This is a genomic window from Vibrio sp. HI00D65 (genome assembly GCF_001635455.1).
GTDB lineage: Bacteria > Pseudomonadota > Gammaproteobacteria > Enterobacterales > Vibrionaceae > Vibrio.
Genome location: NZ_LWEH01000587.1, coordinates 1 through 394 on the forward strand (window position 1 = coordinate 1; position 394 = coordinate 394).

The 394-nt window shown below is 46.1% G+C and carries 2 tRNA genes; both read right to left on the reverse strand.

Going from position 1 to position 394, the window contains the following annotated elements:
- Positions 1–59: 59 nt before the first annotated feature.
- Positions 60–144: transfer RNA gene (locus tag A3712_RS24055), tRNA-Tyr, on the reverse strand.
- A 101-nt stretch (positions 145–245) separates the two neighbouring features.
- Positions 246–330 (reverse strand) — tRNA-Tyr (locus A3712_RS24060).
- Between the last annotated feature and the right edge of the window lie 64 nt (positions 331–394).

Genomic DNA, 394 nt, shown 5'->3' on the forward strand with positions numbered 1-394 from the left:
AGAAACGAAAAAAGCCAACTCAATGAGTTGGCTTTTCGATTTTCCAATTAAGNAGAATATGGTGGAGGGAGACGGATTCGAACCATCGAAGGCAGTGCCGGCAGATTTACAGTCTGCTCCCTTTGGCCACTCGGGAACCCCTCCAGGGTGTGTCTTACTTTTCACAAAGTAAGCCTAAATTGATGTTTTCCCATAAGCCCATCAATCAGGTTGTTCTCTTAACTCTTAAAGAGGTAAGAAGAATATGGTGGAGGGAGACGGATTCGAACCATCGAAGGCAGTGCCGGCAGATTTACAGTCTGCTCCCTTTGGCCACTCGGGAACCCCTCCAGGGTGTGTCTTACTTTTCACAAAGTAAGCCTAAATTGATGTTTTCCCATAAGCCCATCAACTA